The sequence below is a fragment of the Pandoraea anhela genome (assembly GCF_902459655.1).
Classification (GTDB): domain Bacteria; phylum Pseudomonadota; class Gammaproteobacteria; order Burkholderiales; family Burkholderiaceae; genus Pandoraea; species Pandoraea anhela.
Genome location: NZ_CABPSB010000007.1, coordinates 81,631 through 107,290, shown reverse-complemented (window position 1 = coordinate 107,290; position 25,660 = coordinate 81,631). Strand labels below are relative to the sequence as shown.

Annotated in this window: 26 protein-coding genes and 2 pseudogenes; 24 read left to right on the top strand and 4 right to left on the bottom strand. The window is 65.1% G+C overall.

The genetic code is table 11. From position 1 onward, the window contains the following. The first annotated feature begins 92 nt into the window (after positions 1–92). From PAN31108_RS12055 to PAN31108_RS11975, 17 genes are all read left to right on the top strand, one after another. A complete protein-coding gene (locus tag PAN31108_RS12055) occupies positions 93–962 on the top strand; it encodes an ABC transporter ATP-binding protein (RefSeq protein ID WP_150669088.1) in 870 nt (289 codons plus the stop codon). Between the two features lie 73 nt (positions 963–1,035). Further along, positions 1,036–1,818, top strand: coding sequence for an ABC transporter permease (locus PAN31108_RS12050; protein WP_150669087.1), 783 nt, complete (start codon positions 1,036–1,038; stop codon positions 1,816–1,818). 56 nt (positions 1,819–1,874) lie between these two features. Continuing rightward, the gene (locus PAN31108_RS12045; RefSeq protein WP_174994966.1) at positions 1,875–2,636 is read left to right on the top strand and encodes an SDR family oxidoreductase; all 762 of its coding nucleotides are present in this window, start codon (positions 1,875–1,877) and stop codon (positions 2,634–2,636) included. A gap of 25 nt (positions 2,637–2,661) precedes the next feature. After that, a complete protein-coding gene (locus tag PAN31108_RS12040; RefSeq protein WP_370819646.1) occupies positions 2,662–3,234 on the top strand; it encodes a cupin domain-containing protein in 573 nt (190 codons plus the stop codon). A gap of 136 nt (positions 3,235–3,370) precedes the next feature. Next, positions 3,371–4,288: an alpha/beta fold hydrolase gene (locus tag PAN31108_RS12035; protein WP_246183912.1), complete on the top strand. Its 918-nt coding sequence runs from the start codon at positions 3,371–3,373 to the stop codon at positions 4,286–4,288. Between the two features lies 1 nt (position 4,289). After that, positions 4,290–5,279: an IclR family transcriptional regulator gene (locus PAN31108_RS12030; protein WP_246183911.1), complete on the top strand. Its 990-nt coding sequence runs from the start codon at positions 4,290–4,292 to the stop codon at positions 5,277–5,279. Continuing rightward, entirely contained in the window at positions 5,276–6,082 is an 807-nt protein-coding gene (locus PAN31108_RS12025; RefSeq protein ID WP_150669084.1) for an SDR family oxidoreductase, read from the top strand. Before PAN31108_RS12030 ends, PAN31108_RS12025 begins: the two co-directional genes overlap by 4 nt. After that, positions 6,075–7,727 (top strand): thiamine pyrophosphate-binding protein, encoded by a 1,653-nt coding sequence (locus PAN31108_RS12020; RefSeq protein ID WP_150669083.1) that lies wholly within the window; start codon positions 6,075–6,077, stop codon positions 7,725–7,727. The genes PAN31108_RS12025 and PAN31108_RS12020 overlap by 8 nt, the downstream gene beginning before the upstream one ends. Then, positions 7,720–8,538: an aspartate dehydrogenase gene (locus tag PAN31108_RS12015; RefSeq protein ID WP_150669082.1), complete on the top strand. Its 819-nt coding sequence runs from the start codon at positions 7,720–7,722 to the stop codon at positions 8,536–8,538. Before PAN31108_RS12020 ends, PAN31108_RS12015 begins: the two co-directional genes overlap by 8 nt. Before the next feature lie 13 nt (positions 8,539–8,551). Further along, positions 8,552–10,048: an aldehyde dehydrogenase gene (locus tag PAN31108_RS12010; protein ID WP_150669081.1), complete on the top strand. Its 1,497-nt coding sequence runs from the start codon at positions 8,552–8,554 to the stop codon at positions 10,046–10,048. Between the two features lie 74 nt (positions 10,049–10,122). Then, positions 10,123–11,136, top strand: coding sequence for an ABC transporter substrate-binding protein (locus PAN31108_RS12005; RefSeq protein ID WP_150669080.1), 1,014 nt, complete (start codon positions 10,123–10,125; stop codon positions 11,134–11,136). Between the two features lie 13 nt (positions 11,137–11,149). Continuing rightward, positions 11,150–11,494 carry a hypothetical protein gene (locus PAN31108_RS12000; RefSeq protein ID WP_150669079.1) on the top strand — a complete coding sequence of 115 codons (345 nt, stop codon included), beginning with the start codon at positions 11,150–11,152 and terminating at the stop codon, positions 11,492–11,494. After that, positions 11,494–11,712 carry a recombinase-like helix-turn-helix domain-containing protein gene (locus PAN31108_RS11995; RefSeq protein ID WP_150669221.1) on the top strand — a complete coding sequence of 73 codons (219 nt, stop codon included), beginning with the start codon at positions 11,494–11,496 and terminating at the stop codon, positions 11,710–11,712. The genes PAN31108_RS12000 and PAN31108_RS11995 overlap by 1 nt, the downstream gene beginning before the upstream one ends. Positions 11,713–11,785: 73 nt before the next feature. Beyond that, the gene (locus tag PAN31108_RS11990; RefSeq protein WP_150669078.1) at positions 11,786–12,817 is read left to right on the top strand and encodes a Rieske 2Fe-2S domain-containing protein; all 1,032 of its coding nucleotides are present in this window, start codon (positions 11,786–11,788) and stop codon (positions 12,815–12,817) included. A 24-nt stretch (positions 12,818–12,841) separates the two neighbouring features. Next, on the top strand, positions 12,842–13,288 hold the full coding sequence (locus PAN31108_RS11985) for a RidA family protein (protein WP_150669077.1): 447 nt from the start codon (positions 12,842–12,844) through the stop codon (positions 13,286–13,288). Positions 13,289–13,333: 45 nt separating this feature from the next. After that, a complete protein-coding gene (locus PAN31108_RS11980) occupies positions 13,334–14,299 on the top strand; it encodes a PDR/VanB family oxidoreductase (RefSeq protein WP_150669076.1) in 966 nt (321 codons plus the stop codon). Between the two features lie 34 nt (positions 14,300–14,333). Further along, positions 14,334–15,305, top strand: a complete 972-nt coding sequence (locus PAN31108_RS11975; protein WP_150669075.1) for a VOC family protein — start codon at positions 14,334–14,336, stop codon at positions 15,303–15,305. Positions 15,306–15,351: 46 nt separating this feature from the next. Here the strand turns inward: PAN31108_RS11975 and PAN31108_RS11970 are convergent, their stop codons facing one another. After that, positions 15,352–15,897, bottom strand: coding sequence for a glutathione peroxidase (locus tag PAN31108_RS11970; RefSeq protein WP_150669074.1), 546 nt, complete (start codon positions 15,895–15,897; stop codon positions 15,352–15,354). Positions 15,898–16,478: 581 nt separating this feature from the next. Between PAN31108_RS11970 and PAN31108_RS11965 the strand changes: the two are divergent. The 4 genes and pseudogenes from PAN31108_RS11965 to PAN31108_RS11955 form a co-directional block, all read left to right on the top strand. Continuing rightward, positions 16,479–16,685 (top strand): annotated as a pseudogene (locus PAN31108_RS11965) (hypothetical protein); the annotation flags it as partial. A gap of 92 nt (positions 16,686–16,777) precedes the next feature. Then, positions 16,778–17,554: pseudogene (locus PAN31108_RS27175) on the top strand (tetratricopeptide repeat protein); the annotation flags it as partial. A 282-nt stretch (positions 17,555–17,836) separates the two neighbouring features. Continuing rightward, entirely contained in the window at positions 17,837–19,030 is a 1,194-nt protein-coding gene (locus PAN31108_RS27170) for a glycosyl transferase family 8 (RefSeq protein WP_370819644.1), read from the top strand. A 10-nt stretch (positions 19,031–19,040) separates the two neighbouring features. Continuing rightward, positions 19,041–19,889 (top strand): alpha/beta hydrolase, encoded by an 849-nt coding sequence (locus tag PAN31108_RS11955; RefSeq protein ID WP_306440146.1) that lies wholly within the window; start codon positions 19,041–19,043, stop codon positions 19,887–19,889. Positions 19,890–19,965: 76 nt separating this feature from the next. Here the strand turns inward: PAN31108_RS11955 and PAN31108_RS11950 are convergent, their stop codons facing one another. Together PAN31108_RS11950 and PAN31108_RS11945 are read right to left on the bottom strand one after the other, a co-directional pair. Further along, the gene (locus PAN31108_RS11950) at positions 19,966–20,829 is read right to left on the bottom strand and encodes an NmrA family NAD(P)-binding protein (protein WP_150669073.1); all 864 of its coding nucleotides are present in this window, start codon (positions 20,827–20,829) and stop codon (positions 19,966–19,968) included. Positions 20,830–20,886: 57 nt separating this feature from the next. Beyond that, positions 20,887–22,224, bottom strand: coding sequence for an FAD-dependent oxidoreductase (locus tag PAN31108_RS11945; RefSeq protein WP_150669072.1), 1,338 nt, complete (start codon positions 22,222–22,224; stop codon positions 20,887–20,889). Between the two features lie 117 nt (positions 22,225–22,341). Here PAN31108_RS11945 and PAN31108_RS11940 point away from each other — a divergent pair, with 117 nt between their 5' ends. The 3 genes from PAN31108_RS11940 to PAN31108_RS11930 all read left to right on the top strand — a co-directional run bounded on the left by PAN31108_RS11940 (position 22,342) and on the right by PAN31108_RS11930 (position 25,206). Then, the gene (locus PAN31108_RS11940) at positions 22,342–23,301 is read left to right on the top strand and encodes an AraC family transcriptional regulator (protein ID WP_306440145.1); all 960 of its coding nucleotides are present in this window, start codon (positions 22,342–22,344) and stop codon (positions 23,299–23,301) included. Then, the gene (locus PAN31108_RS11935) at positions 23,298–24,416 is read left to right on the top strand and encodes an ArsO family NAD(P)H-dependent flavin-containing monooxygenase (protein WP_174994947.1); all 1,119 of its coding nucleotides are present in this window, start codon (positions 23,298–23,300) and stop codon (positions 24,414–24,416) included. Before PAN31108_RS11940 ends, PAN31108_RS11935 begins: the two co-directional genes overlap by 4 nt. A 163-nt stretch (positions 24,417–24,579) precedes the next feature. Beyond that, entirely contained in the window at positions 24,580–25,206 is a 627-nt protein-coding gene (locus PAN31108_RS11930; RefSeq protein ID WP_150669071.1) for a hypothetical protein, read from the top strand. Positions 25,207–25,309: 103 nt separating this feature from the next. Here the strand turns inward: PAN31108_RS11930 and PAN31108_RS11925 are convergent, their stop codons facing one another. Continuing rightward, positions 25,310–25,630 (bottom strand): hypothetical protein, encoded by a 321-nt coding sequence (locus tag PAN31108_RS11925; RefSeq protein ID WP_174994946.1) that lies wholly within the window; start codon positions 25,628–25,630, stop codon positions 25,310–25,312. Positions 25,631–25,660 lie beyond the last annotated feature (30 nt).

Sequence of the window (25,660 nt, the reverse complement as noted above, 5' to 3'; positions counted from 1 at the left end):
AAAGAGAAAGACAGGCTGGCAAGCCGTGCACCGGAACAGACGTCGCACGTTGCCCGAAGCAAGTTGAACATCCAGAAACACGGTGGTTTCCCATGCTCAGGTCGATTCAGTTGAAGGACGCAAACGTAGCCGAGGCCTATGCCGAAGCCCGTCAGGCGCAGCCGGGGGCAACGCCTCTGCCGTTCGCTATCGAGTACCACGGCGTCACGCGTCGGTTCAAAAATCGTCAGGGCAAGGGCGAGATGACGGCCGTGTCGAATGTGTCCATCGGCATCAAGGCTGGAGAGTTTGTCTCGCTGATCGGTCCGAGCGGCTGCGGCAAGAGCACGCTGCTCAACATGGGCGCCGGTCTTTACGCGCCGAGCGAAGGGCAGGTGACGCTTGCGGGCAAGCCGGTGCGCGGTCCGTCGCAGCAAGTCGCGTTCATGCTGCAAAAGGATCTGCTCATGCCGTGGCGCTCCATTCAGAAGAACGTCGAGTTGGGCATGCAGATTCGCGGCCGTCACAAGGCCGAACGCGCGGAAGTCGCCAGAGCGCTGCTCGCGCGCTGTCACCTCAAGGGCTTCGAGAATCACTACCCGCATCAGTTGTCGGGCGGCATGCGCCAGCGTGCCGCGCTCGCCCGGACGTTGGCCGTCGAGCCGGACGTGCTGCTCATGGACGAGCCATTCTCGGCGCTCGACGCACAGACCAAGATGGTGCTCCAGCAGGATCTCGCACAGATGCTCGCCGCCGAGGGCAAGACCGCATTGATGATCACCCACGATCTCGCCGAAGCGATTGCGCTGTCGGATCGCGTGTTCGTGATGAGCGAACGACCGGGCACGATCATCGAAGAGATCACCGTCGATCTGCCGCATCGCGAGAACCCTATCGAGCGCCGCAAGCAGGCCGGGATGAACGAATACGTCGCGCATCTGATGGAACTGCTCAAGGTCGGTCGCGACGATCACCTCGGCTGATCGCGCCACCGCTCCCGACGAATCACCGCCGCTCATCTCAGCGAATCAAGCACAAGACACTGGAATCTCCGCTATGAAATCCCTTTCCAAAACGCAACTGACCGCCGGCAGCTTCCTGCTGCTGCTGATCTTCGCGGCCGTGTGGCAATGGGGCCCGTCGGCGTTCGGCGTGCCTGAGTTCGTGCTGCCGAAGCTCTCGTCGACGCTCGTCGAAGGCGTGCGCATGTTCGAGGTCGAGAACCTCTGGCTGCATATTGGCGTGACGGCGCTCGAAGTCATTGCGGGCTTCGTGATCGGCTCGGCGCTGGGCGTGCTGATCGGCGTGATCCTCGGCTTGTCGCCGTCGACCGAAGCCATGCTTTCGCCGTACATCCTTGCGTTGCAAATCGCGCCGAAGGTCGCGTTCGCACCGCTGTTCGTGATGTGGATGGGCTACACGATCTACCCGAAGATCCTGGTGGCCGTACTCATCGTCTTCTTCCCCGTGATGATCAACGTGCTGGGTGCGGTGCGCTCGGTCGATCCGGACATGGTCAATCTGGTGCGTGCCCTGTGCGGCCGCCGCTGGCAGATCTTCCGCTTCGTCGAATTCCCGTCGGCCATGCAGGCGCTCTTCGCGGGGCTGCGCATCGCGTCGACGCTGGCCGTGATCGGCGTGACCGTCGGCGAACTCGTCGGCGGCGACCGCGGCCTGGGCTATCTGCTCGTGTACGGCGAAGGCCAGGGCAATACCGCGATGGTCTTCGTCGCCATCGCCGGCCTGACAGTCATCGGTATCGCCGCCTACGCCGCCGTGGTCTGGCTGGAGCGCCGCGCACTGCATTACGTGCCGCGTGCGGCCATGAACATCGCGTAAGCGTACGACGTCACAAGGAATCGATCGTGAACGAGCTGCCCATCCTCCCACTCGATATCGCCACGCTCGCGCCGCTAGACGGCAAGGCGCTCCTGATCACCGGCGGCGCACGCGGGCTCGGTGAAGGTTTCGTGCGTGCCGCCGTCGCTCGCGGCGCGCAAGTGACGATTGCCGATATCGCCGTGCCGGCGGGCGAGGCGCTCGCCGCCGAGTTGCGCGACGCCGGCCATGCCGTGGGGTTCGTGCGGGTCGATCTGTCGGATCCGGCGTCGGTGCAAGCCGCAGCGCAGGCGGCGGCTCGGCAGATGGGCGGTATCGACGGCCTCGTCAACAACGGTGCGATCACCAACTCGGGCGGCAAGACAGCCACCGAACTGAGCGTCGAGACGTGGGATGCCGTGATGAACGTCAACGTGCGCGGCACGTGGCTCATGACGATGGCAGCGCTGCCGTTCCTGCGCGCGTCGAAGCAGGGCCGTGTCGTGAACATCGCGTCGGACACCGCACTGTGGGGCGCGCCGCGTCTGCTCGCGTACACCGCCAGCAAGGGCGCCGTGATGTCGATGACGCGCTCGCTCGCCCGTGAACTCGGCCCGGACGGCATCACCGTCAATGCCATCGCGCCGGGTCTCGTCGAGGTCGAGGCCACGGCGTATGTGCCGGCGGCCCGCCATCGCCACTATCTGGAAGGCCGTGCCCTGCCGCGTGCGCAGGTGCCCGACGACGTCGTCGGCCCGGTGCTGTTCCTGCTCTCCGACGCCTCCCGTTTCGTGACCGGTCAGGTTCTGCCGGTCAACGGCGGCTTCGTCATGTCCTGACGAGCCGCTCTCATTCGCAACGCCTATAAGGAGTTACACCATGGCGCAAGCCGAAGCTAAAAACACCGCGACGCCGCAGGCCGTCGAAAGCTGGACACAGGCCGAAGGTCAGACGTTCGGCGATTGGCTCGATACCCGCGTGGCGCGCTTTGCTACGCGCAAGTACGACTGGGACGCCCTCAAGTTTCAGGCGGACTACGACCCGAAGTACCGCCGCGCGCAAATGCGCTACGTCGGCACGGGCGGCACCGGAGTAGCCAAGGACATCAACACCGTGCCCGCCGGTCACTTCACGTTCTCCACGATGGTGATTCCGGCCGGCAACATCGGCCCGAGCCACATTCACATGGATGTCGAGGAAATCTTCTTCGTCATGCGCGGCAAGATGAAGGTGATCTGCGAGCGCGACGGTGAGACGTGGGAAGCCATTCTCGGCGAGCGCGATCTGATCTCGGTGCCGCCGGGCGTGTACCGCACGGAAATCAATATCGGCGACGAAGATGCGCTGATGTGCGTGATGCTCGGCTCGCAAAAGCCGGTCACGCCGACGTACCCGCCGGATTCGCCGCTCGCGAAGATCAAGCGAGAAGCGAAATAAGCCGCGAAGCAGTCCGGTGCCACGCGTGCAATGCGTGCAATGCATGCAATGCGGGCGAGGCGAACTTACGAGTGTCGTCTCGTCACGCACGCGGCACCGGCAGGAATTCACGAAGTCAGACGTTCAGCCACAAGTCATGCAAGCCGAAGCCATGTCGTCCGAAGTGCCCGATGAACCGGAAGATGCCGTCGTCGCGCCGTTGCGCGCGCGACTCGACGCCTTCCCCTACCGCACCGTCGCCACGCGCGCCGGCACCGTCGGCTATCGCTGTGCACAGAGCGAGAGCGCCGTGGGGGTGCCGGTCGTGATGCTGCACGGCATCGGTTCGGGCGCTGCGTCGTGGGTCGCACAGCTCGATGCCACGGGACTGAATGCCTCGCGCTACGCATGGGACGCCCCGGGCTACGGCCAGACGTCGAACGTCGCCGCTGTCGAGCCGCAGGCCGACGCCTATGCTGACGCACTCGAAGCGTGGCTCGACGCGCTCGGACTGGATCGCGTCGCACTGGTCGGCCATTCGTTGGGCGCGATCATGGCGACGACGTTCGCGAGTCGCGCGCCGCAGCGCGTGCGCGGGCTCTTCCTGTGCTCACCGGCCAACGGCTACGGCCGGGCCGACCCGCAACTGCGCGTGTCGAAGCGTGACGCGCGTCTGTCGATGCTCGACAAGCTCGGCCCGGCGGGGATGGCGCGCGAGCGCAGCGACAACCTCGTTGCACCGAACGCGCAAGACCTGCCGCGCGCGTGGGTGAAGTGGAACATGGCGCGCGTGCTGCCCGCTGGCTATCGCCAGGCGACGCATCTGCTCTCGAATGGCGATGTCGCGGGCGAACTCGCCCGGTACGTTGCCGCCAGCGCGGGGCCGGTAGCCGTCGCCGTGGGGGCGCAAGACGGCATCACACCGCCCGCGGCGTGCGAGGTCATTGCCAACGTGGCGGGGGTGCCGCTGCAAATCATCGAAGGCGCGGGGCACGCGTCGTGTATCGAAACGCCGGACATGCTGAACGCCGCGCTTGCCGCGTGGCTCGGACGTGTCGCGGCGGGTGAGCGTTGAGATGGCACCGGCAACGCCGAAGCGCAAAGCGCTCATGGAAGACGAAGCCCTGCGGGTGCCGTCGACGCTGGTCGATGGTGAGAGTGCCGCCGAGCCCAATGAGTCCAATGAGCCCAATGAGCCGCCTGACGGCAATGAAGGCAATGGGGGCAATGACGGGGGACCCGCTGAGTCCCGCTATCTCGTGCCGGGGCTGGAGCGCGGTCTGCGCATCCTCACGCAGTTCTCCCCGCGCGAGCCGGTGTTCAGCGCGCCGGAGTTGTCGCAGCGGTTGGGCATTCCGCGCACGACCGTGTTTCGCCTGTTGCAGACGCTCGAAGCGATGGGCTTTCTCGAGCGCGCGGGCAGTGAAAAGAACTTCCGTCTGGGCGTGGCCGTGCTGCGACTGGGTTTCGAGTACCTCAGTTCGCTGGAACTGACGGATCTCGGCATTCCCATCATCGAGCGTCTGCGGGACGCCACGCAACTGACCTCGCACATCGTGATCCGCGATGGCCGCGACATCGTGTTCGTGGCGAAGGCGCAGAGCGTCGCCGGCGTCTTCAACTCGATCAAGGTGAACGTCGGCACGCGTTTGCCGGCCCATGCAACGGTGCACGGCCATGTGCTGATGGGCGACCTGACGCTGGCGGAGCTGCGTGCGCTGTATCCGGAAAAGACGCTGGAGAAGTTCACGCCGCAAACCCCCGAGACGCTCGCCGAACTGTTCGCGCGCGTGCGCGAAGACGCCGAGCGCGGCTACGCGGTCTCCGCCTCGTCGTTCGAGCGCGGCATCAGCGTGGTGAGCGCCCCGGTGCGCAATGATGCGGGCCGCATCTGCGCCGCCATCACAGTCACGATTCCGCGCGCGAACATCGATTCGTCGATGCTCGACGCGGGCCTCATCGGACAGGTGCGCGAAGCCGCCGACGCGCTCTCGCACCGGCTGAACTACCGGCCCGGCAGCGACAACGCGTCCACCCCCTACATGAAGTCACTGGGATTGAAATGATCAAGATCGACCTTTCCGCACGCGCCGCGCTGGTGACGGGCGGCACGTCCGGCATCGGACTCGCCACCGCCGAGCGTCTGCTCGACGCCGGCGCCGCTGTTGCGATCTGCGGCCGCGACACCGAGCGGCTGGCGCAAGCCGAAGCCCATCTGCGCGACCGTCACCCCGACGCGCGTCTCATCGCCGCGCAATGCAACGTGCTCGACGAGAGCGAGGTTGCCGTGCTGACCGGGCGCATCCGTAGCGAGTTCGGCCGTCTCGACATGCTCGTCAACAACGCCGGTCAGGGCCGTGTCTCGACGTTCGCCGATACGACCGACGATGCCTGGCGAGAGGAACTCGAACTGAAGTACTTCAGTGTGATCCGGACCACACGGGCGTGCCTGCCGATGCTGCGCGACGCCGCACGCGAGACGGGCGACGCCGCCATCGTCTGCGTCAACTCGCTGCTGGCGTTGCAGCCCGAGCCGCACATGGTGGCGACGTCGTCGGCGCGCGCCGGGGTGCAGAACCTCGTGCGCTCGATGGCGAGCGAGTTCGCGCCGCACGGCGTGCGTGTCAATTCGATCCTGATCGGTCTGGTGGAGTCCGGCCAGTGGCGTCGGCGCTTTGCCGCGCAGGGTGAAGGCCAGACTTGGGAAGCATGGACCGGCGAGCTTGCGCGCAAGAAGCAAATTCAGTTGCAACGTCTGGGCAAGCCTGAAGAGGCGGCCGCAGCGATCTTTTTCCTGGCAAGCCCGCAATCGTCCTATACGACGGGCAGTCACATCGATGTTTCCGGAGGCTTGGCAAGACATGTCTAACAAAACCACCGTCGGCGAAGTCATCGCGGCGTTCCTTGAACAGTGCGGCGTGAAGACCGCGTTCGGCGTGATCTCGATTCACAACATGCCGATCCTCGACGCCATTGCGCGTCGCGAAAAGATCCGTTACGTCGGCGCACGCGGCGAAGCCGGCGCGCTGAACATGGCCGACGGCCTGTCGCGCGTCTCGGGCGATCTGGGCGTGGCGTTCACGAGCACGGGCACCGCTGCGGGCAACGCAGCCGGCGCGATGGTCGAAGCACTCACCGCCGGCACGCCGGTGTTGCACATCACGGGGCAGATCGAGACCGAATTCCTCGACCGCGATCTGGCCTATATTCACGAGGCGCCGGACCAGTTGAGCATGCTCAACTCGATTTCGAAGGCCGCGTACCGTGTGCGTTGCGTCGATACGGCACTCTCGACCGTGCGCGAAGCGGTGCGCGCGGCGCTCACGGCGCCGACCGGCCCGGTGAGCGTCGAGATCCCCATCGACATTCAGGCAGCCGAAATCGATTGGCCGGCCGATCTGGGCGCACCCCACATCCCGGTGCCGACCCACGACGACGCCCGCGTGGCCGCACTGGCCGACAAGCTGGCGTCGGCGCGTCGTCCGCTGCTGTGGCTGGGCGGCGGCGCGCGCGGCGCACAAGGCGCCGTCAAGCGTCTCGTCGAGATGGGCTTCGGCGTGGTGACGAGCGTGCAGGGGCGCGGCATCGTGCCGGAAGACCACGCCGCGACGCTCGGCGCGTTCAACATTCACCCGACGGTCGAGAAGTTTTACAAGACGTGCGACGCGATCGTGGTGGTCGGCTCGCGTCTGCGCGGCAACGAAACGCTCAAGTACAAGCTGGCGCTGCCGCGCGCGCTGTATCGCATCGACGCCGACGGCCTCGCCGACAACCGTGGCTATCGCAACGACCTGTTCATTCAGGGCGACGCGGCCAGTGTGCTCAACGCGCTGGCCGACCGTCTGCAAGGGCGCGTGTCGGTCGATCCGGCATTTCATGCAGATCTCGCCGCCGCGCGCGACGCCGCCGTCAAGCAAGTCGCCGAAGGGCTCGGTCCGTATCGCCAACTCGTTGCCGCACTGCAAGGCGCGCTCGGTCGCGACTTCAACTGGGTGCGCGACGTCACGATCTCGAACAGCACCTGGGGCAACCGTCTGCTGAAGATCTTCTCGCCGCGCGCCGGGGTGCACGCGCTGGGCGGCGGCATCGGTCAGGGCATGCAGATGGGCATCGGCGCAGCGCTCGCGGGTAACGCAAAGAAGACCGTCGCCCTGTGTGGCGACGGTGGCCTGATGGTAAACGTCGGTGAGCTGGCGACCGCCGTGCAGGAAAAGGCGCCGGTCGTGATTCTGCTGATGAACGACCAATGCTACGGCGTGATCCGCAATATTCAGGACGCGCAGTACGGCGGGCGTCGTCACTACGTGCAACTGCATCAGCCGGACTTCGCCGCATTCTGCGCCAGCCTGCAACTCAAGCACGAACGCATCACGTCCATCGATCAGGCCGAAGGGGCCGTGGCGCGCGCCGTCGCACACGACGGGCCGGTGCTGCTCGAAGTCGACATGCTGTCGGTCGGCAACTTCGCGTCGCATTTTGCCGGTCCGCCGGTACGGGAGCCAGCGAATGCATGAGCTGAACCACCGTCCCGTGGACGTGGCGCTGATCGGCTTCGGCGCGATTGGCTCGAAGGTCTACGAGGCGTGCGCGAGTGATCCCCATTTGCGCGTGGGCCACGTGATCGTGCCGGAAGACGCTGCCGAGCGCGTGCGCAGCAGCGTGCGCGCGGGCACCGAAGTGGTGTCGTCGGCGCAGGCGCTCACGAGCCGTCCTGACTTCGTGCTGGAGTGTGCCGGTCATAGCGCGTTGTCGGGCCACGTCGTGCCGCTGCTCAAGTCGGGTGTGGATTGCGCGGTGGCGTCCATCGGCGCGCTCTCGGATACCGATTTACTCGCCGCGCTCGAACAAGCCGCGAAGGACGGTGCCTCGACCGTCACGCTGCTCTCGGGCGCGATCGGTGGCATCGACGCGATCGCTGCCGCCCGCGAAGGCGGTCTGGACGAAGTGCTGTACACCGGCCGCAAGCCGCCAATGGGCTGGCAGGGCACGCCCGCCGAACAGGTCTGCGATCTGGCGACGCTCACCACGGCCAGGGTGATCTTCGAAGGCAGTGCGCGCGACGCCGCGCGTCTGTACCCGAAGAACGCCAATGTGGCGGCAACCGTTGCCATCGCCGGCCTGGGGCTGGATGCGACGCGCGTGCGCCTGATCGCCGATCCGGCGACCACCCGCAACGTGCATCACATCGCCGCGCGCGGCGCATTCGGCGAGATGTCGCTGGAGATGTGCGGCAAGCCGTTGCCGGATAACCCGAAGACCTCGGCGCTGACGGCCTATTCGGCCATTCGCGCGCTGCGCAATCGCGTGGCGAACTGTGTGATCTAGCAGGAATAGCCTCATGAGCCATCAAGATTTGCTGCAAGGGTTTTCGAGCGACATTCTGGTCGGCGGCGAATGGCGTGCCGGCACCGGCAAGCGCTATCAGAGCCTGTATCCGGCGGACGAAAGCGTGAACGCCGAGATCGCGGCGGCCGGTGCGGACGATGCCGTCGAGGCTGTCGAAGCGGCGGATGCCGCCTGGCGTCGTGCCGACTGGGCCGGTCTCAAACCGCACCAGCGTGCGGCGGTGCTGCACCGCGTGGCCGACGGCATTACGCAACGCGCCGAAGCGCTCGCGCATCTGCAACGGCGCGACAACGGCAAGCCGATCAGCGAGACGCGCGCGCTTGTGGCGAGCGCAGCGGGCACGTTCCGCTACTTCGCCTCGTGCCTGGAGACGCTGGAAGAGACGCTCACGCCGTCGCGTGGCGATTACCTGACGATGAGCGTGCATGAGCCGTTGGGTGTCGTGGCGGCCATCACGCCCTGGAACTCGCCGATCGCCTCGGACGCGCAAAAGCTTGCCCCGGCGCTGGCTGCCGGCAATGCCGTGGTGCTCAAGCCGGCGGAAGTCACGCCGCTCGCGTCGCTCGAACTGGGCCGCATCTGCGAAGCCGCCGGTGTGCCGCGCGGCGTGCTGTCGGTGCTGCCGGGCAAGGGGTCGGTCATCGGTGACATTCTGGTACGACATCCGAAAGTGAAGAAGGTCGCCTTCACCGGCGGTACCGAAGTCGGTCGCGGCATTGCGCGGCTGGCGGCGGACAAGCTCATGCCGGTGTCGCTGGAACTCGGCGGCAAGTCCCCGACCATCGTTTTCGAAGACGCCGATATCGACCACGCCGTGGCCGGTGTGCTCTACGGCATCTTCAGCTCGTCGGGCGAATCGTGCATTGCAGGCTCGCGTCTGTTCGTCCACAAGGCGATTTTCGAGACGTTCGTCGAGCGTCTCGTTGCCGGGGCAAAGCAGTTGCGCGTGGGCGACCCGCTGCGCGAAGACACGCAGATGGGACCGCTGGTGACATCGGCGCATCGCGAGTCCATCGAACGCTATGTGGCGATCGGGCTGGAAGAGGGCGGACGTCTGCTTTGCGGCGGCGAGCGTCCGGTGGGAGACGGCCGTGAAAAGGGCTACTTCTATCAGCCGACCATCGTCGCGGGGCTGACGAATCAGGCGCGCATGGTGCAGGAGGAAATCTTCGGACCGGTGCTGGCCGTGCTGCCGTTCGAGAACGAAGACGACCTGCTGCGAGAAGCCAACGACAGCGTCTACGGCCTTGCGGCAGGCATCTGGACGCGCGATTACAAGCGCGCCTGGCGCGTGGGGCGTGCGCTCGAGACGGGCACCGTCTGGATCAACACCTACAAGCAGTTCTCGATCTCGACGCCTTTCGGCGGCTGGAAGGAGAGCGGCATGGGGCGCGAGAAGGGACGTCTGGGGCTGCTGGAATACACGAACCAGAAGAGTCTTTACTGGGGCATGAACGATCACCCGCTCGCCTGGGCGGGCCGGGTCTGAATTTGGCGACGAATGGTGGCAAGCCGCGATGCACGGGGCATCGCGGTCATCCGAAACTTGAGCGAGGCAAAGATATGTTGTCGATTTTCCGTGCATCGTTGGCGCGTCGCGCCTTTCTGACGGCAGGCCTGTGCGCTGTGGCCGGACTCACGAGCGTGGCCGCACCGGTCATGGCGCAGCAACCGGCGACCCAGCAGATCACTTATCTGCTGCCGGCGCCGGCCAACCTGCCGGCTTTTGCACCGTTGATGCTGGCTGAGAAGAAGGGCTACTACGCCGCCGAAGGCTTGTCGGTGCGCTGGCTGACGGTGCAGGGCGGCGCCGATGTCGGCAAACAGCTCGCCTCCGGCAACGGCGATCTGGGCGGTGGCCTGGGCGACACGCCGATCGTGCTGCGTCCGAACGGCATTCCCATCAAGGGGGTGGCACTGCTCGGCGGCCGCACGCTGCATCAACTCGTTGTGCGCGACGACGCGAACATCAAGTCGCCCGCCGATCTGAAAGGCAAGACGATCACGGTGCTGGCTTATCAGGACACGGGCTTCTACGCCACGCTCGGTCTGCTCGCCTCCGCCGGTCTCACGCGTAACGACGCCCGTATTCAGGGCGCGGGTCCGGCGGGCGTGTGGCAGCAGGTCGCGACGGGCAAGGCGGAGGTGATGGTCGGCACGCCGGAGTGGGCGCAGAACATCGAAGACGCCGGGGTGAAGATCACCATGACGTCGACCGACAAATACTTCCCGGGCATGGCGCAGGCGATTCTGGCGTCGGACAAGACCATTGCCGAGAAGCCGGAGATGATCCGCAAGTTCGTGCGCGCGACGGTCAAATCGGTTGCCGAAATCATGCGGGATCCGGCGGGTGCCGCGAAGGAGTACTGCGCGACCGTGCCCGGCTACAAGGGCACGGAAGCCGAGATCGAGAAAATCCTCACGTATTACGCCCGCAACGTGTATTCGGGCCAGCAGCGTCTGGGCGCGTTCGATACGGCACGCGTGACGAAGCTGCAAGACTTCTATGCGCAGGAGAAGGTCATTCGCGAGAAGTCCAAGGTGGACGACCTGTTCACCAACCAGTTCGTGCAGTAACGCGAGGCTTGCGATGAGTGAAACCGCACAAGGCGACGCCCCGTCCGAAACCATGTTGCTGACGGTGTTCCTGCGTCACGATCAGTCGAACAATCTCGACGATTTTCAGGCGCGTCTGAAGGCGGCCGAGTGGTGGGAGCGTTTCCCGCCCGCCGGCGTGGAAGTGGTGTCGTGGACCGTGGCGATGGGCTTCGGCCAGATCGTCACGCTGGCGCTGCCGCCGCATTTGCTGCCGGCAGTCAACGTCGAGCTGGAACGCTCGGCGTGGGGGGTGTTCCGTACCGAATGCTATCCGACTTACAACTTCGTACCCGTGCACGCGCGTATTCGCGAGCGGGTTCGCAATGGAGGGAAATGATGGACCGTTATCTCGAACCGCATCAAGCGCGTCGCCATGAGCCGACGCAATACGAAAGCCTGCTGGGCGACGCTATCGAGCGCGCCTATGCGGCCGGCACGCATGACTTGCCCGGCCTCGTGGCTTACCTGAATCGCACCGGCCCCGGCCCGCAGGACGGCGAAGTGTGGACCGAAGACGTCTACAAAGCGCAGATCGCCCGCCTGGCCGAAGAGTAAAACATCACACAGCGCGATCGCCGCGCGCGGCCTGCACGATGGCGCGCGACGAACGCGACGGAGACGTTCCCCCATGACTACGCAACAGCCGATTCCTACTGCCGACGCCATTCTGGAGCGCGGCCTGAAGCACCTCTGGTATCCGATTTGCCCCTCGCACATGATCGGCCGCGAGCCGGTCTCGCTGCGCCGTCTGGGCAAAAAGCTGGTGTTCTGGCGCGACCAGGACAACAAGGTGCATGCCCTCGACGATCACTGCCCGCACCGTGGCGCCCCGCTCTCGAAGGGCATCGTGATGGGCGACCGCATCGCCTGCGGTTATCACGGCGTGCAGGTGCGCTGCGACGGCACCGTCACGCGCGTGCCCGGCAGCCCGGGCTGCAAGCTCGAAGGCTCGCGTCCCACACAGGCGTATCACATTGTCGAGCGTAACGACGCGGTCTGGCTATACAACGCCACCGAGAACATCGATACACCGCCGCCGCTCGTGCTGCCGGAAGAACTTGATGCAGACGGTCCGTTCTCGTCGTTCCTCTGCTACACGGAATGGAAGGGCGATTATCGCTACGTGCTCGATAACGTGATGGACCCGATGCACGGCACCTATCTGCACAAGCAGTCGCATTCGATGGCCGAGGGCGACAACTCGGCGGCCTTCCGCATTCGCGATACCGACCGTGGCTTCGTGTTCGAGAAGGAAGGCCAGCGCGACGTGAACTTCGACTGGACCGAGTGGGCCGATACGGGCACGCATTGGATGCGTCTGGAGATTCCGTATCCGAAGACGGGCGGCCCCGGCGGCAACTTCGTGATCGTGGGCAGCTACACGCCGATCTCGCCCACGCTCGCCGCCGTGTTTCACTGGCGCTGCCGCAAGCTCGATGGCTGGCAGCGCGACACGTGGCGTTTCCTGTATCGCAATCGTCTGGAAGCGCGTCACTGGGCTGTGCTGGAACAGGACCGCGTGATGCTCGAAGACATGGAACCGGACGCCAATCAGAACGAGCACCTGTATCAGCACGACATGGGCATTGTGCGTCTGCGTCGCCATCTGAAGCAACTGGCGAAGGCGGAACTCGAACGCATGCAGCAAGGCAAGGCTTAACGGGCACGGAGCGCGAAGGACCCCATGCAGATCGACCACCCCCGGAAGGCCGAGCGTATCCGCGCGCAAGCCGTGCCCGATCTCGGCACGGCGACGTGGAGCAACGGCATTCGCTTCGGCAATGAAATTCTCATGTCGGGCATGACCGCGCATCCGGCCACGCGTGACACACAACAGCCGCTCACGACCTACGAACAGACGCTTGTCGTGCTCGGCAAGATTCGCGCACTGGTCGAGGCGGGCGGTGGCCGTCTCGCGAACATCTACAAGCTCGTGGTGTACGTGACCGACATCGCGGACAAGGATGAAGTGCGGCGTGCGCGCCGGGTGTTCTTCGCGGACGTGGCGGCCAACGGCGGCGCGTATCCGTGCTCGACGCTCGTGGAAGTCAGCGCGCTCGTATTTCCGGAGCTGCGCGTGGAGATCGAGGCGTTCGCGCGCCTCGACATCGATTTGTCCGTGGCGGGCTGACCCGCGCGGCCATCCAGTAGATCAGCAACATCAGAGAGCGGCGTTATGAGCAAGTCAAACCTGTCGGCAATGGTGCGCACGCTTCGCTACGAGGCGGCGGGCATCATGAGCATCGAACTCGTGCCTGTGGCGGGCGGCACCACGGCGTTCCCGCCATTTACGGCGGGCGCGCATATCGATCTGCATCTGCCGAGCGGACTGGTGCGCAGTTATTCGCTCGTGAATGCGCCTGGCGAAGTCGACCGATACGTGCTCGGTATTCTGGCCGACCCGAAAAGCCGCGGCGGTTCGCGTTTCATTCACGACAACTTCCGCGTCGGTATGACACTGGAGATTTCCGCCCCGCGCAACCACTTCGAACTCGACGAGACCGCTGAGCACTCGGTGCTGGTTGCCGGTGGCATCGGCGTGACGCCGATCCTGTGCATGTATCGCCGTTTGCGCTCGCTGGGACGCAATGTCAAGCTGTTGTACTGCGCTCGCACGGCATCGCAAGCTGCCTTCGTCGAGGAATTGAATGCGCTCGGCGGCGACGTGACGTATCACTTCGACGAACGGCATGACGGCAAGCCGGCGTCGCTTGCGGCATTTCTGGCGGACCCGCCGGCGGGCACGCATGCCTATTGCTGCGGCCCCGGCGTGATGCTCGATGCCTTCGAGGCCGCCTGCGCCGAGGCGGGAATCGCCAATGTACATATCGAGCGCTTCGCCGCAGCGCCCGACGCGCCGCCGCCCGCGACGTCCGACGGCTACGTGGTGACGCTCGCCAAATCCGGCAAGGACATCACGGTGCCGGCCGGTGCGACGCTGCTCGACACGCTGCTCGCCGCCGGTATCGACGCCGAGCATAGCTGCATGGAAGGTGTGTGCGGTGCGTGCGAGACGCGCGTGCTCGACGGCTGTCCCGATCATCGTGATTCGGTGCTCAGCGCGTCGGAGCGCGCATCGAACAAGGTCATGATGATCTGCGTGTCCGGTTGCAAGGGCGACCGTCTGACGCTGGATCTGTGAATCTCCTGCCCCAGAACCTTTACCCGAGACTGTCATGACGATTCTTGGCATCGAACAAATTACCTACGGGGTCACCGACCTCGACGCTTGCCGCCGGTTTCTCACCGATTGGGGGCTGACCGAAATCGTGGCCGATGAGCGCGGCGCGCGCTTCGAGACGCTCAACGGCTGCCGCGTGCTGGCGGTGCGTCACGACGATCCGTCGTTGCCGCCCGCGATGGAGGCGGGGCCGACGCTGCGTGAGGTGACGTGGGGGGTGACGACGATAGCGGAAGTCGCGGCCGTTGCCGACCGCCTTGCGGACCAGCCGGGCTACTTCTTCAGGGACGGCGTGACGGGCTGCCTCGACCCGAACGGGTTGGCCGTTCGCGTGGAAGTCACGGGCAAGCGTGCGCTCGATGTACAGGGGGCGCCGACCAATCCGTGGGGACGGCCGGCGCAGCGCGTGAACACACCCAGCCCGGTGTATGAGCGCGCGCAACCGATCGAAGTCGGTCACGTGGTGTTCTTCACGAATGCGCTGGCGGCCACGCAGCAGTTCTATGAGGACAAGCTCGGTTTCGAATTGTCCGACCGCTATCCGGATCGCGGGGCATTCATGCGTTGTGCACCGCACGGCGGCCACCACGATCTGTTCTTGCTTGCGTTGCCCAACGGCAAGCGTGGCCTGAATCACGTGGCGTTCACCGTGCGCGATATCCACGAAGTGTTCGGCGGCGGCATGCACATCGACCGCTGCGGTTGGGAAACACAGTTGGGGCCGGGACGTCACCCGATTTCGTCGGCGTATTTCTGGTACTTCAAGAATCCGTGCGGCGCGCTTATCGAGTATTACGCCGACGAGGACATCCTCACGCCGGAATGGCAGCCGCGCGACTTCGAACCGGGGCCGACGGTGTTCGCGGAGTGGGCCGTGGACGGCGGGCTGGACGGCAACACGCGTCGCCAGAAGACGGGCGGGGAAGCGCCGGGCGGCAAGTTCATGACCGACACGACCAAGCGCTGAGTCGGGGTGTGGCGGGCGCGGGGACGTGTCGTCCCCGCGAGGCGAGTTACTTCGCCAGTTCGGCGTCGATGGCCGCGACCAGACGCGGATCGTCGGCCTTCACGTCCGGCGAGAAACGGGCCACGACCTGACCGTTGCGGCCGATCAGGAATTTCTCAAAGTTCCACAGCACGTCGGCGCGGTTCTCGCGCTCGACGCCAAATCCCTTCAGACGTTCACGGAACGGGCCTTCGCCGACGGCGTCGGGTTGTGCTTCGACCAGCGCCGTGTAAAGCGGGTGACGGTCGTCGCCCAGCGCGGAGAGCTTGGCGAACAGCGGGAACGTGACGTTGTACTGCGTGGTGCAGAACTCGAGAATTTCCGCGTCGGTGCCCGGTTCCTGTCCCTTGAAGTTGTTGGCGGGGAACGCCAGCACTTCGAGCCCTGCGGGGCGCTTGTCTTCATAGAGACGCTCAAGGCCTTCGTATTGCGGCGTCAGACCGCACTTCGAGGCGACGTTCACGACCAGACGCACTTTGCCTGCGTAATCGGCCAGCGTGGCGGATGTGCCGTCGTTGCGGTTGACGGCGACGGTTTCGATGTTCGTGCTCATGAAAATTCCTGTGGATGGGAGGGGGGCGGCAAGGGGCCGCAGAGGGTCCGGCGAGTGTAGCGCACGCCCGGCGAGCGTGCTGAGCGCGGGCGAACGCTGGCCCGGTCTTGCAGGGACAACGACCGTGACGGGTGCGTTGGCATCGAGGAGGACGCGCGTGTGGGGGAGACCGGTGTCGAGGAGCATTGTTGTTTGGCGATTGATCGTCGTGTAAGCGTGCGAAAGGATTCGTCGGATCAGAAAATTGCGACAAACAGCACGCGTCACGCGTTTGCCAATAACAACGGGGTAGTCCGAATGTTCCGCGTCGCTTCTCGCTGCATCGATACGCCTGTGTCACGCACAGGCTATTCCAACGTCTTGACCTTCGGACGAGCGGGCTTATCTCCCCCATCATTACCGGCGCTCTGGGCACCATCTCGGACGCTGGCACGCTCACGGGTGCCTATGCGCTGGCGTTTTGCTCAAGCGCGAATGTGACGCGCGTCGAGAACGATGGGGCGATCAATGTCACCGGCAATAGCTCGGGATCCTACAACAGCGGCACGATCGGCACTTTCGTCAATCGCGGAACCGTGACCACCGGTGCGAGCTTCGCCGCAGATCTGACCGGTCAGACGGGGTTCACGACCGTGGGGGCCACCCCGATGTCGGATCTGGCGGAGATGTCGCTGGGCGTGACGCTCATGCGGGCGAACAATCTGAGCGCGTCGATTCGCTATGACCTGCAAGCCGGCTCGGGCTTCGTGTCGCACACGGGTATCGTGCGCGTGCAACAGCGTTTCTGACCGTCTGACGAGTTCGGGGGAAACCCGGCGGTCGCAGCCATTGACACGGCTGCGACCGCCGTGGAAGTATCATGCGGTAGCCCGGCCGTACAATGTCTCCGGTCGGCGCCTCGCTCTCGCGTAGCATTCTCTGGCTTTCTCCCGGTCGTCATCCGATGTCTTCCGCCTCCGCCTCCACCTCCACGTCATCCTCATCGTCTGCCACCGAAACGTCGTACGGCGCGCCGCAAACGCTGACCTTCGCGCAGGCGATGGCGCGGGCCAATTCGCACTGGCAGGCAGGGCAGGCGCAGCAGGCCGAAATACTGTGCCGCCGCGTGCTGGAAGTCGCGCCCGAACATCCCGATGCGCACTATCTTCTGGGTCTCATGGCGCATGCCTTCGGCAAACGGGACATGGCGATCGGGCATCTGGAGACGACCTGTCGCGCGACGAATGTGCATGCGGCCTGTTGGTCGGATCTTGCCGAGATGTATCGCCAGGCAGGGCGTGTGGACGATGCCGTGATCGCCGGGCGACGTGCGGTGCAGATCGATCCGGCATTCGCTGCCGGGTGGAACAATCTCGGCATCGCCTTGCAGGAGGTGGGGCAACTTGAGCAGAGCCTGACCTGCCTGGCCCGCGTAGGCGAGCTGGAACCCGGCTCGGCCGACGCGCAGAACAATCTTGGCAACACCGCGCGTCTGTTGCGTCGTTTCGACGTGGCCGAAGCGCATTACCGGCGTGCACTCGAACTCGATCCGCAGCGCGCCGACACGCTCAGCAATCTCGCGTCGTTGCTCAGCGTGCTGCGGCGATTCGACGATGCCGAGGCGCTGGCCCGGCGCGCCATCGAACTGGCGCCGAGTTTTGTGGACGCCTATCGCAATCTTGCCGACATCGAGCTTTCGCGGGGCAATCTGGCTTCGGCGTTGCAGGTCGTCGAGGTGATGTCGGCATTCGCCTCGCAGCATCCGTCGACCCTGGTGGCGCGTGCGAGCATCCTGCGTCTCGTGGGACGTCTCGACGAGGCGCTGGTCAGCGCCCGTGCAGCGGTCGAACTCGCGCCGGATAACGCCCATTTGCGCGCTACCCTGGCGGCTGTGGAAGCCGACATCGCCGCGCGGGCGTCGTCAGGACCCACATCTGACGGTGTCGATGGGGCTTCGCATGTGCTCGCGAGGCAGGATCTTGCCGCGATTCACGAGACGGCCGCCAAACGCATTGCGTCACAGGATTTCGAGGGGGCCGAAGCGTTGCTTCGCGAGGTCGTGTCCGCCGGCGCCGCACCAATGTCGACGTGGCGATTGCTCGCCGTGGCCTTGCGCGCGCAAGGCAAGGCCGAGGAAGGCCGCGACGTGCTGGCGATGCTCGCGCGTCAGGTGCCGGGCGATTTGTCCAACCGATTCGACTTGGCCGAGGCGTCGCTCCTGCTGGGGGATTTCGCGCGTGGCTGGCAGGAGTATCGCTATCGGTACAGTCTCGATCACACGCAATCCATCGAACGTAAGGTGCAGCGCCCGCGTTGGGACGGCCAGCCGATTCCCGGGCAGACACTGCTCATTCATGACGAGCAGGGTTACGGCGACACGTTCCAGTTCATGCGTATGGCGCTGTGGGCGCGCGACCGGAGTCAGGCGCGTGTGATCTTCGAGGTGAATCCGGAGACATTGTCGATTGCGCGACGTATGTGGGGCGACGCCGATATCGTCGCTCGCGGCACGTTGCCCGTGACGTTCGATCAGCATTGCGAACTGATGAGCTTGCCGATGGCGATGGGGCTGACGCTCGACGATTTGCCGGGCCATGCCGCCTATCTGAGCGCAGATCCCGCACGCGTGGCGTATTGGCGTGCGCGGTTGGCCGACGTGCCGAGGCCTTGGGTCGCGGTGGTGTGGGCGGGGCGTCCCGAGCATGTGAACGACAGCAACCGTTCCGTGGCGCTCGATCAGCTTGCCCCGTTGGGGGCGAGCGGGGCGACGTTCCTGTCGATTCAGAAGGGACCGGCGTCTTCGCAGGCGAATACGCCGCCGGCCGGTATGTCGATGGTGTCGTTGAGCGATGAGATTCGCGACTTCGAAGACACCGCCGCGATTTTGCATCTCGCGGATCTGCTGATTTCCGTCGACTCGTCTCCCGTGCATCTGGCGGGCGCGATGGGGCGACCGGTGTGGGTGTTGTTGCCATTCGTGCCGGACTGGCGCTGGTTGCTCGGGCGAGACGACTCCCCCTGGTATCCCGGCGTGCGACTGTTCCGTCAGGCGGCCCACGCCCAATGGTCGCCGGTGGTCGCGCGCATGGCGCACGAGCTGACGCAGTTCGTGGCGAGGTGGACGCCCGCGAGGAGCGACCATGGCGAGCAATGAGCGTTTGGTTATGCCGCGATGGGCGCAGTGGGCAGGATGGGGCATGGCGCTGGGCGTGCTCGCGCTCGTTTGCGGCTGCGCGAGTCGTGATCGCAACGCGCATGCCGAATCGCTCGCCCAGCCAGCGGGGCTGAAGCGCGAAGTGTTGAGCAGCGGCGCGTTTCGCATGACGGCGTTCTCTCGCATCACTCGCCCAGATAAGCCGCTGCGGATTTACATTGAAGGCGACGGACTTGCGTGGGTGTCGCGCACGGAGCCGTCGCTCGACCCCACGCCGGTTGCCGCCACGGGGCTTGCGCTGGCCGCCGCCGATCCGTCCGCCAATGTCGTGTATCTCGCACGCCCCTGCCAGTTCACACCGATGGCGGACAACCCGCGTTGTGGCGTCGTCTACTGGACAGGCAAACGGTTTGCGCAGGAAGTGATCGAGGCGATGGACACCGAGATCGGCCAGTTGGCGAAGCTCGTCCCGGGCCAGCCGTTGGAGTTGGTCGGGTTTTCCGGCGGCGGTGCGATTGCCGTGCTGGTCGCGGCCCGTCGCCATGACGTCGCTTCGTTACGTACGGTGGCGGGCAATCTCGATGTCGAGTACGTCAATGCATTGCATCACGTGTCGGCGATGCCGGCGTCGCGCAATCCGATCGACGTCGCTCGGCAGGTCGCGGACATTCCTCAGATCCATTTCAGCAGCGCCAACGATACGGTCGTGCCGCCGAACGTCGCGAAGCGCTTCGCTGCCGCGGTGGGAGGCGAGTGCGTCAGGACGTCCGTGGTGAAGGGGCTTTCGCACGACGGCGACTGGGCGGCGCAGTGGCGTGATCTGCTCGCGCAGACGCCGGCGTGCAGGGCGTCCCGCTAAGCGATGGGCGACATGCCTTGCTCACGCGCCGCGCGTCATGGTGAGTCGGGTGGCCGGAACTGATGACCGTGCCGGTTCAGGTTTCGCGAACCAGTGCCGCAATGGCATCGAGGAGCGTGACATCGCCCCGCAACGTGTGTTGGCCACCGTCACGGAACTGGAACGTGCCGTCGTTGAATGCATCCAGCATCTGAATGCGCGGCAGGGGATTGCGCATGCCTTGCGCGCGGAACAGCGGATCCCAGCCGGCACGTGGGACAGCTTCGGCGCGTACGTCGCGAACCAGTGTGCGGGCGAGGGCGGCGGCGATGTCGTCCGGCGAATAGTGCTCGGGCCCTTCGATTTCCCAAATCCGTTCGTCGTTGAAGTCGTCCTGCATGGCGCGGGCGGCGAAATGGCCGACGTCGTTGGTCGACACCATTGGAATGGCGCGGTCGACGGGGGCCAGATAGCTGGGGAATTCACCCCGTTCGCGCGCGGGCGAGATGTCCCACGCGAAGTTCTCCATCAGCCACGCCGGGCGCAAGAACGTGACCGGCAGATGCAGCGACACCATTGCCGTCTCGAACATATGCAGCGCCGAGAGCAGGCTGGGGACTTCGACATCGGCCCCGATGCTCGACAGACACACCACGCGCTTCGGGCGCGTGGCGGCCAGCGCCTGACGCACGGCGTCGATGAGGTGGCGCGCGTGCGAGAAGTCCGGCTCGGGATCGGCGTTCGGCGGCAGCATGACGAAGATCGCTTCGCTGCCGCGAAAGGCATTGGTCAGTGCATCCACGTCGCCATTCTCGGCAACGGCGATCTCACCGCCGAGCGTCGCCCATCGGCTCGATTTGACGGGGTCCTGAACGACAGCCCGCAGCGGGAGCCCCGCCTTCAGCAAATCGTGGCCGATGACGCCGCCGACGCGTCCCGTGATACCCATTACGGTGTACATGGTCACTCCTCGCGCGCAGTCACATTGCCGTAAAAGTAACACGGGAGGGCAAACGTCTCATAACAGCATAGCGTCGGAGGTGCTTTGCCCCGACTGATGGGGCGAGCGGCGTCGGGCGTTGAGCAACGCCGCACCGGCGTCGGCCAGACGGACGGCCTCTCGTGCGCGCTCACACATTTCGCGCTCGTAGTCGGCGATCGCTTGCATGAGCGGGGTGCGTCCCTGCGCCACGGCGTGCAGGTGCCCGGCCAGTCGGGCGGCGTCGCGTAGTGCGGTGTTGGCGCCGAGTCCTCCCGCCGGGCTCATGGTGTGGACAGCATCGCCCAGGCCCGTGACGTGCCCGATTTGCCACGGCAGCGGACTGGTCGTGCTGCGCACGGGCATCGTGCGGATGGTCTCCGCGGCGGCATGCGTGAACAGCGAGCCCAGATGCGGGTGCCAGCCCTCGGTAAGCATTTCGATGCGGGCGAGCGGTGCGTTGTCCGCCAGGCCGATGCCTGTGCGTGGTGTGCCCAGCAGCGTGTGCGACGGACCGATGAACGCCCAGTACAGGTAGTCGGCGACCGGGGAGAGCGGCATTTGCGTTGCGCAGCAGGCGTCGGGCGTCGATCCCGAACCGGCGAGCGGACGGCGGAACAGCATCGCTTCGATGACGACGGCGAACCCGTCGGCGAACACCACGGTGCTGCCCTCCATCGTCGTGGCTTCGCCGTGCGCATCCATCAGGACTAGCAGGGCGGTGGACAGCGGCGTCAGGCCATAGATGCAGACATCGCCGGTATCACGCGGGGTCATGCCGGGCAGCACGTATTCTCGAACGCGCGAGTGGGTGCCGTCTGCGGCGACGACGAGGCCGGGAGCGCTTTGTCCGCCGTCTTCGAAATGCGCAATGCGGCGACCGTCTCCGGTCGTGGTCGTGCGGCAGAAGGCTTTCCCGAAGTGCACGCGATCGAGAATGCCGTCGAGCAGGATTTCGCGCAGCGTCTGGCGATGGAGGCTGACGTCGCCCGGAATCTCCGGGGCATGTGATGCTGCACGGGCAGCCGCCACTGTCGAGCGACGGCGATGCACGGTGACGCTGTCGTCCGTATGGGCGTCGTGCCAACTGGGCGGCAGCACGACGTCGGCGTCATCGAGGTGCGGAGTGACGAAGCGGCCGCCGCTGCGCATGACGGCCGAGCGCTCGCGCACACGGTCGATATGGCTTTCGGGCAGACATTGCGCGAGGGCGTCGAGACCGTCGGCGTCGATGCGCAGGCGGTATCCCTGAAAACGGGCTTCGGGCGCGGTGTCGCGCTCGAACACGTCGAACGATATTCCCGCGCGACGCAGACCCTGGGCGAGGCACAGGCCCCCGAGACCCGCGCCGATGATGTTGACATACAAGGCTGACATGAACGTGAAGGCGCCACCCGGAGGCGGCTGAGTGTGGTACTTCGCTCATTGTCTGCGCGCCGGGCGCTGACCTGATAACATCGTTTGGTCATAAAACAATGCAAATCGGACAAAGGTATGCGCCGCGCCCCTGCCGATGGCATCGACGCCATCGACGCCATCGATCCCATCGATGCCGCTGAGCCGTTCCCGCTCTCCGCGCAATCGCAACGCAAGGCGGACATTCCGAAGATGTCTCTGGACAACTCGCCGTTCGCCCGTTACAAGCCGAACGATCGTCCCGACGGTCCGCCGGTATGGGCGTTCGGCGGGAGTGATCGGGAGCGCAGTCTTTTCAGGATCGGCACACGTGAGCTGGACTGGCATTCGCATGTGCGCGGGCAATTGTTCTGCATTCACTCGGGACTGGTGCACGTGCACACGCCTTACGGGGCGTGGGTGCTTCCGCCGTACCGTGCCGGATGGATCCCGCCCAGCGTGACGCACCGCGTATCGTTCGCAGGCGTGGTGAGCGGATGGATCGTGCTGGTAGCGCCGGGCGCTGCGACGGTGTTGCCGTCGACTCCGCGTGTGGTGGGCGTGTCCGAGTTGCTGGCGGCGCTTGTGAAGCGGGCGGTGGCGTGGGCGTCTCGCGACGTATTGACGGAGGAAGAGATGCGTCTGGCGCAGGTGCTGATCGACGAGATTGCGCGTGCCCCGGCGGAGCCGTTGGGCTTGCCGATGCCGACCGATACGCGCGTGATGCGCGTGGCGCGTGCGGTGCTCGACGATCTGGGTGGGCAGGCGTCGCTCGAAATGCTGGCGCAGCATGCAGGGGTTTCGTCGCGCACCGCGCGGCGGCTGTTCGTGGCGGAGACGGGGATGGGGTTCACGCAGTGGCGGCAGCAGGCGCGTCTGGTGAGCGCGCTCGAGCGACTCGCCAACGGCGAGCCCGTCGGCACCATCGCCGACTCGCTGGGGTACTCCACGCCGAGCAATTTCATCGCGATGTTCCGGCGGGCGTTCGGTGAGTCGCCGGGTCGATATTTCCGGCAGGTCGGGCCGCGGGCACAACCGGACGACGAGGATGCCGTATGAGTCGGCAACAGCCTCTGCGCGAAGGTCTGGAAAACGCGGTGCCGCTTCGGCATGTCGATACGCTCGTCATCGGGGGTGGTCAGTCGGCGTTGGCGACAGCGTATTTCCTGCGTCGCTGGCAGGTGAACTATGTCGTTCTCGACGATCAACCCACGGCGGGCGGGGCGTGGCAGCGCGCGTGGCCGTCATTGCACCTCTTCTCGCCGGCACAGTGGAGTTCGCTGCCCGGCTGGCCGATGCGCGGGGGGGAGCGGCACTATCCGTCGCGCGACGAGGTAGTGGCGTACTTGCGCGAATATGAGTCGCGCTATGAGGTGCCGGTGATACGTCCGGTCAGTGTGACACGTGTCGTCGTGCAGGACGGCGGATTGCGCGTGTGCACCGACCAGGGTGACTGGCTGGCGCGTACCGTGATCAGTGCGACGGGGTCCTGGCGCTCGCCTTACTTGCCGCCGTATCCGGGGCAGACGTTGTTTCGCGGGCGTCAGTTGCACTCGGCGGCGTACGACGGCGACGACGCGGTGCGCGGCAAGCGGGTGCTGGTCGTCGGCGGCGGCAATTCCGGCGCGCAAATCTTTGCCGAAGTGGCGGGCGTGAGCGATGCGAAGTGGGTCACGCTCGCGCCGCCGTCCTTTCTTCCCGACGATGTCGACGGGCGCGTGCTCTTCGAGCGTGCAACGGCGCGGTGGCAAGCGGTACAACGCGGGTTGCCCGACCCGTATCCGGATAACGGTCTCGGGCACATCGTCATGGTGCCGTCGGTGATGGCGGCGCGCGAGCGTGGTGCGTTGCAGACGGTGCGGCCGTTCGTCCGATTCGTCGAGGATGGCGTGATCTGGGAGGATGGCACGTTTTCGGCGGTAGATGTCGTCATCTGGTGCACGGGGTTTCGGCCGGCATTAGGGCATTTGAGGTCGCTACCGATTGTGCAGGACGACGGACGCATTCGCGTCTCGGGGACACGAAGCATCGATGAACCCCGACTATGGCTCGTGGGGTATGGGGAGTGGACGGGGTATGCGTCGGCAACGCTGATTGGTGTGATGCGCAGCGCTCGGGCGACGGCACAGGAAGTCATTGCGTATCTCAACGAGGCGACATCGGCGACTACGTAGCGCCGAATGCCCCGTACGACGGGATAGAGTGGTTTCCATGCAGTGACGAGAACGAGTCGTCGAACCTTGAAAAGCACCGAGAAACATCGTGATTTTCATACCGAATCACTCGCATTGCACTTCGTTTTTTCACGCGTTGTCGTTGGCCGTTTCAGAGGCAACGATGCGACAGAAGGTGCTGATGAAGATGGGAACACTCCGGAAAATTGACTCGCGGTTCGCGCGTTTGAAAGTTAGCCCCGCAGATTCCAAAGCCAGGCATGACGAAATGAGGATGCGCGAGCGCATTGTGGCAGTCGATGCGTTGCTGCCCACGCTTGCGACGAAGGAGGATCTGGCCAAAGAGATCGGCGCGGCGCGTGCGGAAGTGCATCAGGAGATAGGCAGCCTGCGAGGTGAGATGCATCAGGAGATCGGTGGCCTGCGAAGTGAGATGCACCAGGAGATCGGTGGCCTGCGAAGTGATATGCACCGGGAGATCGGTGGCCTGCGAAGTGAGATGCGCCAGGAGATCGGTGGCCTGCGAAGTGATATGCACCGGGAGATCGGCGGTCTGCGAAGTGAGATGCGCCGTGAGATCGGTGGCCTGAGGAGCGAGATGCATGAGGAGTTCGGGCAGGTACGAACCGAAATGCATCATGAGTTTGGCAAGGTGCGCAACGAGATGAGCGAAGGGTTCTCAACATTGCATCGTGAGTTGCACGTCCTGACATGGCGGTTGGTCGGAACAATGGTGACACTTGGCACCGCATTGGTGGCCGCGACGCACTTTGTTTCGAAGGCCGGGTGATCATGAACGCTGTGCGAAAGCGCGTGGGCGACGCACTGTCCGGGGCGGTGACGGCGTCGGAGGCAACGACGGTCCGTCTGCATCGACGGACCGTCGCGTCTTGCTAGCCCATGAGTTTTGGTCGCTTGCCGGGGCCGGGCGAGTGGAGCACCCGGCAAGGACTGACGAACTTATCGCATGCGACTGCCGCCTGCGCAAACGTCTCGAAGTAGATCGCATGGTCGTCATCCGTGACGTGCGCTTTTTCGATCTCCGCGGCGTCTTCGTTCCATGCGAGTCCCAGATACTTTCCGTGGTCATGAAACCAGACGACATAGCCCTCTCTTGCTAGCGACTTCGGCACCTTCAGCACGACTTCCTCCTTACGCTTCTTCTTGATTGCCCCATTGGGTTTCACGCGTCTGACGTCCTTCGAAACGTTCATACCAGTCTCCAGTAGCCATTCAAAAGTTGT

What these genes read in the sequence shown, in the direction of transcription:
- PAN31108_RS12055 (WP_150669088.1), top strand. Translation starts at nt 93, where the DNA reads ATGCTCAGGTCGATTCAGTTGAAGGACGCAAACGTAGCCGAGGCCTAT.
- PAN31108_RS12050 (WP_150669087.1), top strand. Translation starts at nt 1,036, where the DNA reads ATGAAATCCCTTTCCAAAACGCAACTGACCGCCGGCAGCTTCCTGCTG.
- PAN31108_RS12035 (WP_246183912.1), top strand. Translation starts at nt 3,371, where the DNA reads ATGCAAGCCGAAGCCATGTCGTCCGAAGTGCCCGATGAACCGGAAGAT.
- PAN31108_RS12030 (WP_246183911.1), top strand. Translation starts at nt 4,290, where the DNA reads ATGGCACCGGCAACGCCGAAGCGCAAAGCGCTCATGGAAGACGAAGCC.
- PAN31108_RS12025 (WP_150669084.1), top strand. Translation starts at nt 5,276, where the DNA reads ATGATCAAGATCGACCTTTCCGCACGCGCCGCGCTGGTGACGGGCGGC.
- PAN31108_RS12020 (WP_150669083.1), top strand. Translation starts at nt 6,075, where the DNA reads ATGTCTAACAAAACCACCGTCGGCGAAGTCATCGCGGCGTTCCTTGAA.
- PAN31108_RS12015 (WP_150669082.1), top strand. Translation starts at nt 7,720, where the DNA reads ATGCATGAGCTGAACCACCGTCCCGTGGACGTGGCGCTGATCGGCTTC.
- PAN31108_RS12010 (WP_150669081.1), top strand. Translation starts at nt 8,552, where the DNA reads ATGAGCCATCAAGATTTGCTGCAAGGGTTTTCGAGCGACATTCTGGTC.
- PAN31108_RS12005 (WP_150669080.1), top strand. Translation starts at nt 10,123, where the DNA reads ATGTTGTCGATTTTCCGTGCATCGTTGGCGCGTCGCGCCTTTCTGACG.
- PAN31108_RS12000 (WP_150669079.1), top strand. Translation starts at nt 11,150, where the DNA reads ATGAGTGAAACCGCACAAGGCGACGCCCCGTCCGAAACCATGTTGCTG.
- PAN31108_RS11995 (WP_150669221.1), top strand. Translation starts at nt 11,494, where the DNA reads ATGGACCGTTATCTCGAACCGCATCAAGCGCGTCGCCATGAGCCGACG.
- PAN31108_RS11990 (WP_150669078.1), top strand. Translation starts at nt 11,786, where the DNA reads ATGACTACGCAACAGCCGATTCCTACTGCCGACGCCATTCTGGAGCGC.
- PAN31108_RS11985 (WP_150669077.1), top strand. Translation starts at nt 12,842, where the DNA reads ATGCAGATCGACCACCCCCGGAAGGCCGAGCGTATCCGCGCGCAAGCC.
- PAN31108_RS11980 (WP_150669076.1), top strand. Translation starts at nt 13,334, where the DNA reads ATGAGCAAGTCAAACCTGTCGGCAATGGTGCGCACGCTTCGCTACGAG.
- PAN31108_RS11975 (WP_150669075.1), top strand. Translation starts at nt 14,334, where the DNA reads ATGACGATTCTTGGCATCGAACAAATTACCTACGGGGTCACCGACCTC.
- PAN31108_RS11970 (WP_150669074.1), bottom strand. Translation starts at nt 15,897, where the DNA reads ATGAGCACGAACATCGAAACCGTCGCCGTCAACCGCAACGACGGCACA.
- PAN31108_RS11955 (WP_306440146.1), top strand. Translation starts at nt 19,041, where the DNA reads ATGCCGCGATGGGCGCAGTGGGCAGGATGGGGCATGGCGCTGGGCGTG.
- PAN31108_RS11950 (WP_150669073.1), bottom strand. Translation starts at nt 20,829, where the DNA reads ATGTACACCGTAATGGGTATCACGGGACGCGTCGGCGGCGTCATCGGC.
- PAN31108_RS11945 (WP_150669072.1), bottom strand. Translation starts at nt 22,224, where the DNA reads ATGTCAGCCTTGTATGTCAACATCATCGGCGCGGGTCTCGGGGGCCTG.
- PAN31108_RS11940 (WP_306440145.1), top strand. Translation starts at nt 22,342, where the DNA reads ATGCGCCGCGCCCCTGCCGATGGCATCGACGCCATCGACGCCATCGAT.
- PAN31108_RS11935 (WP_174994947.1), top strand. Translation starts at nt 23,298, where the DNA reads ATGAGTCGGCAACAGCCTCTGCGCGAAGGTCTGGAAAACGCGGTGCCG.
- PAN31108_RS11930 (WP_150669071.1), top strand. Translation starts at nt 24,580, where the DNA reads ATGCGACAGAAGGTGCTGATGAAGATGGGAACACTCCGGAAAATTGAC.
- PAN31108_RS11925 (WP_174994946.1), bottom strand. Translation starts at nt 25,630, where the DNA reads ATGAACGTTTCGAAGGACGTCAGACGCGTGAAACCCAATGGGGCAATC.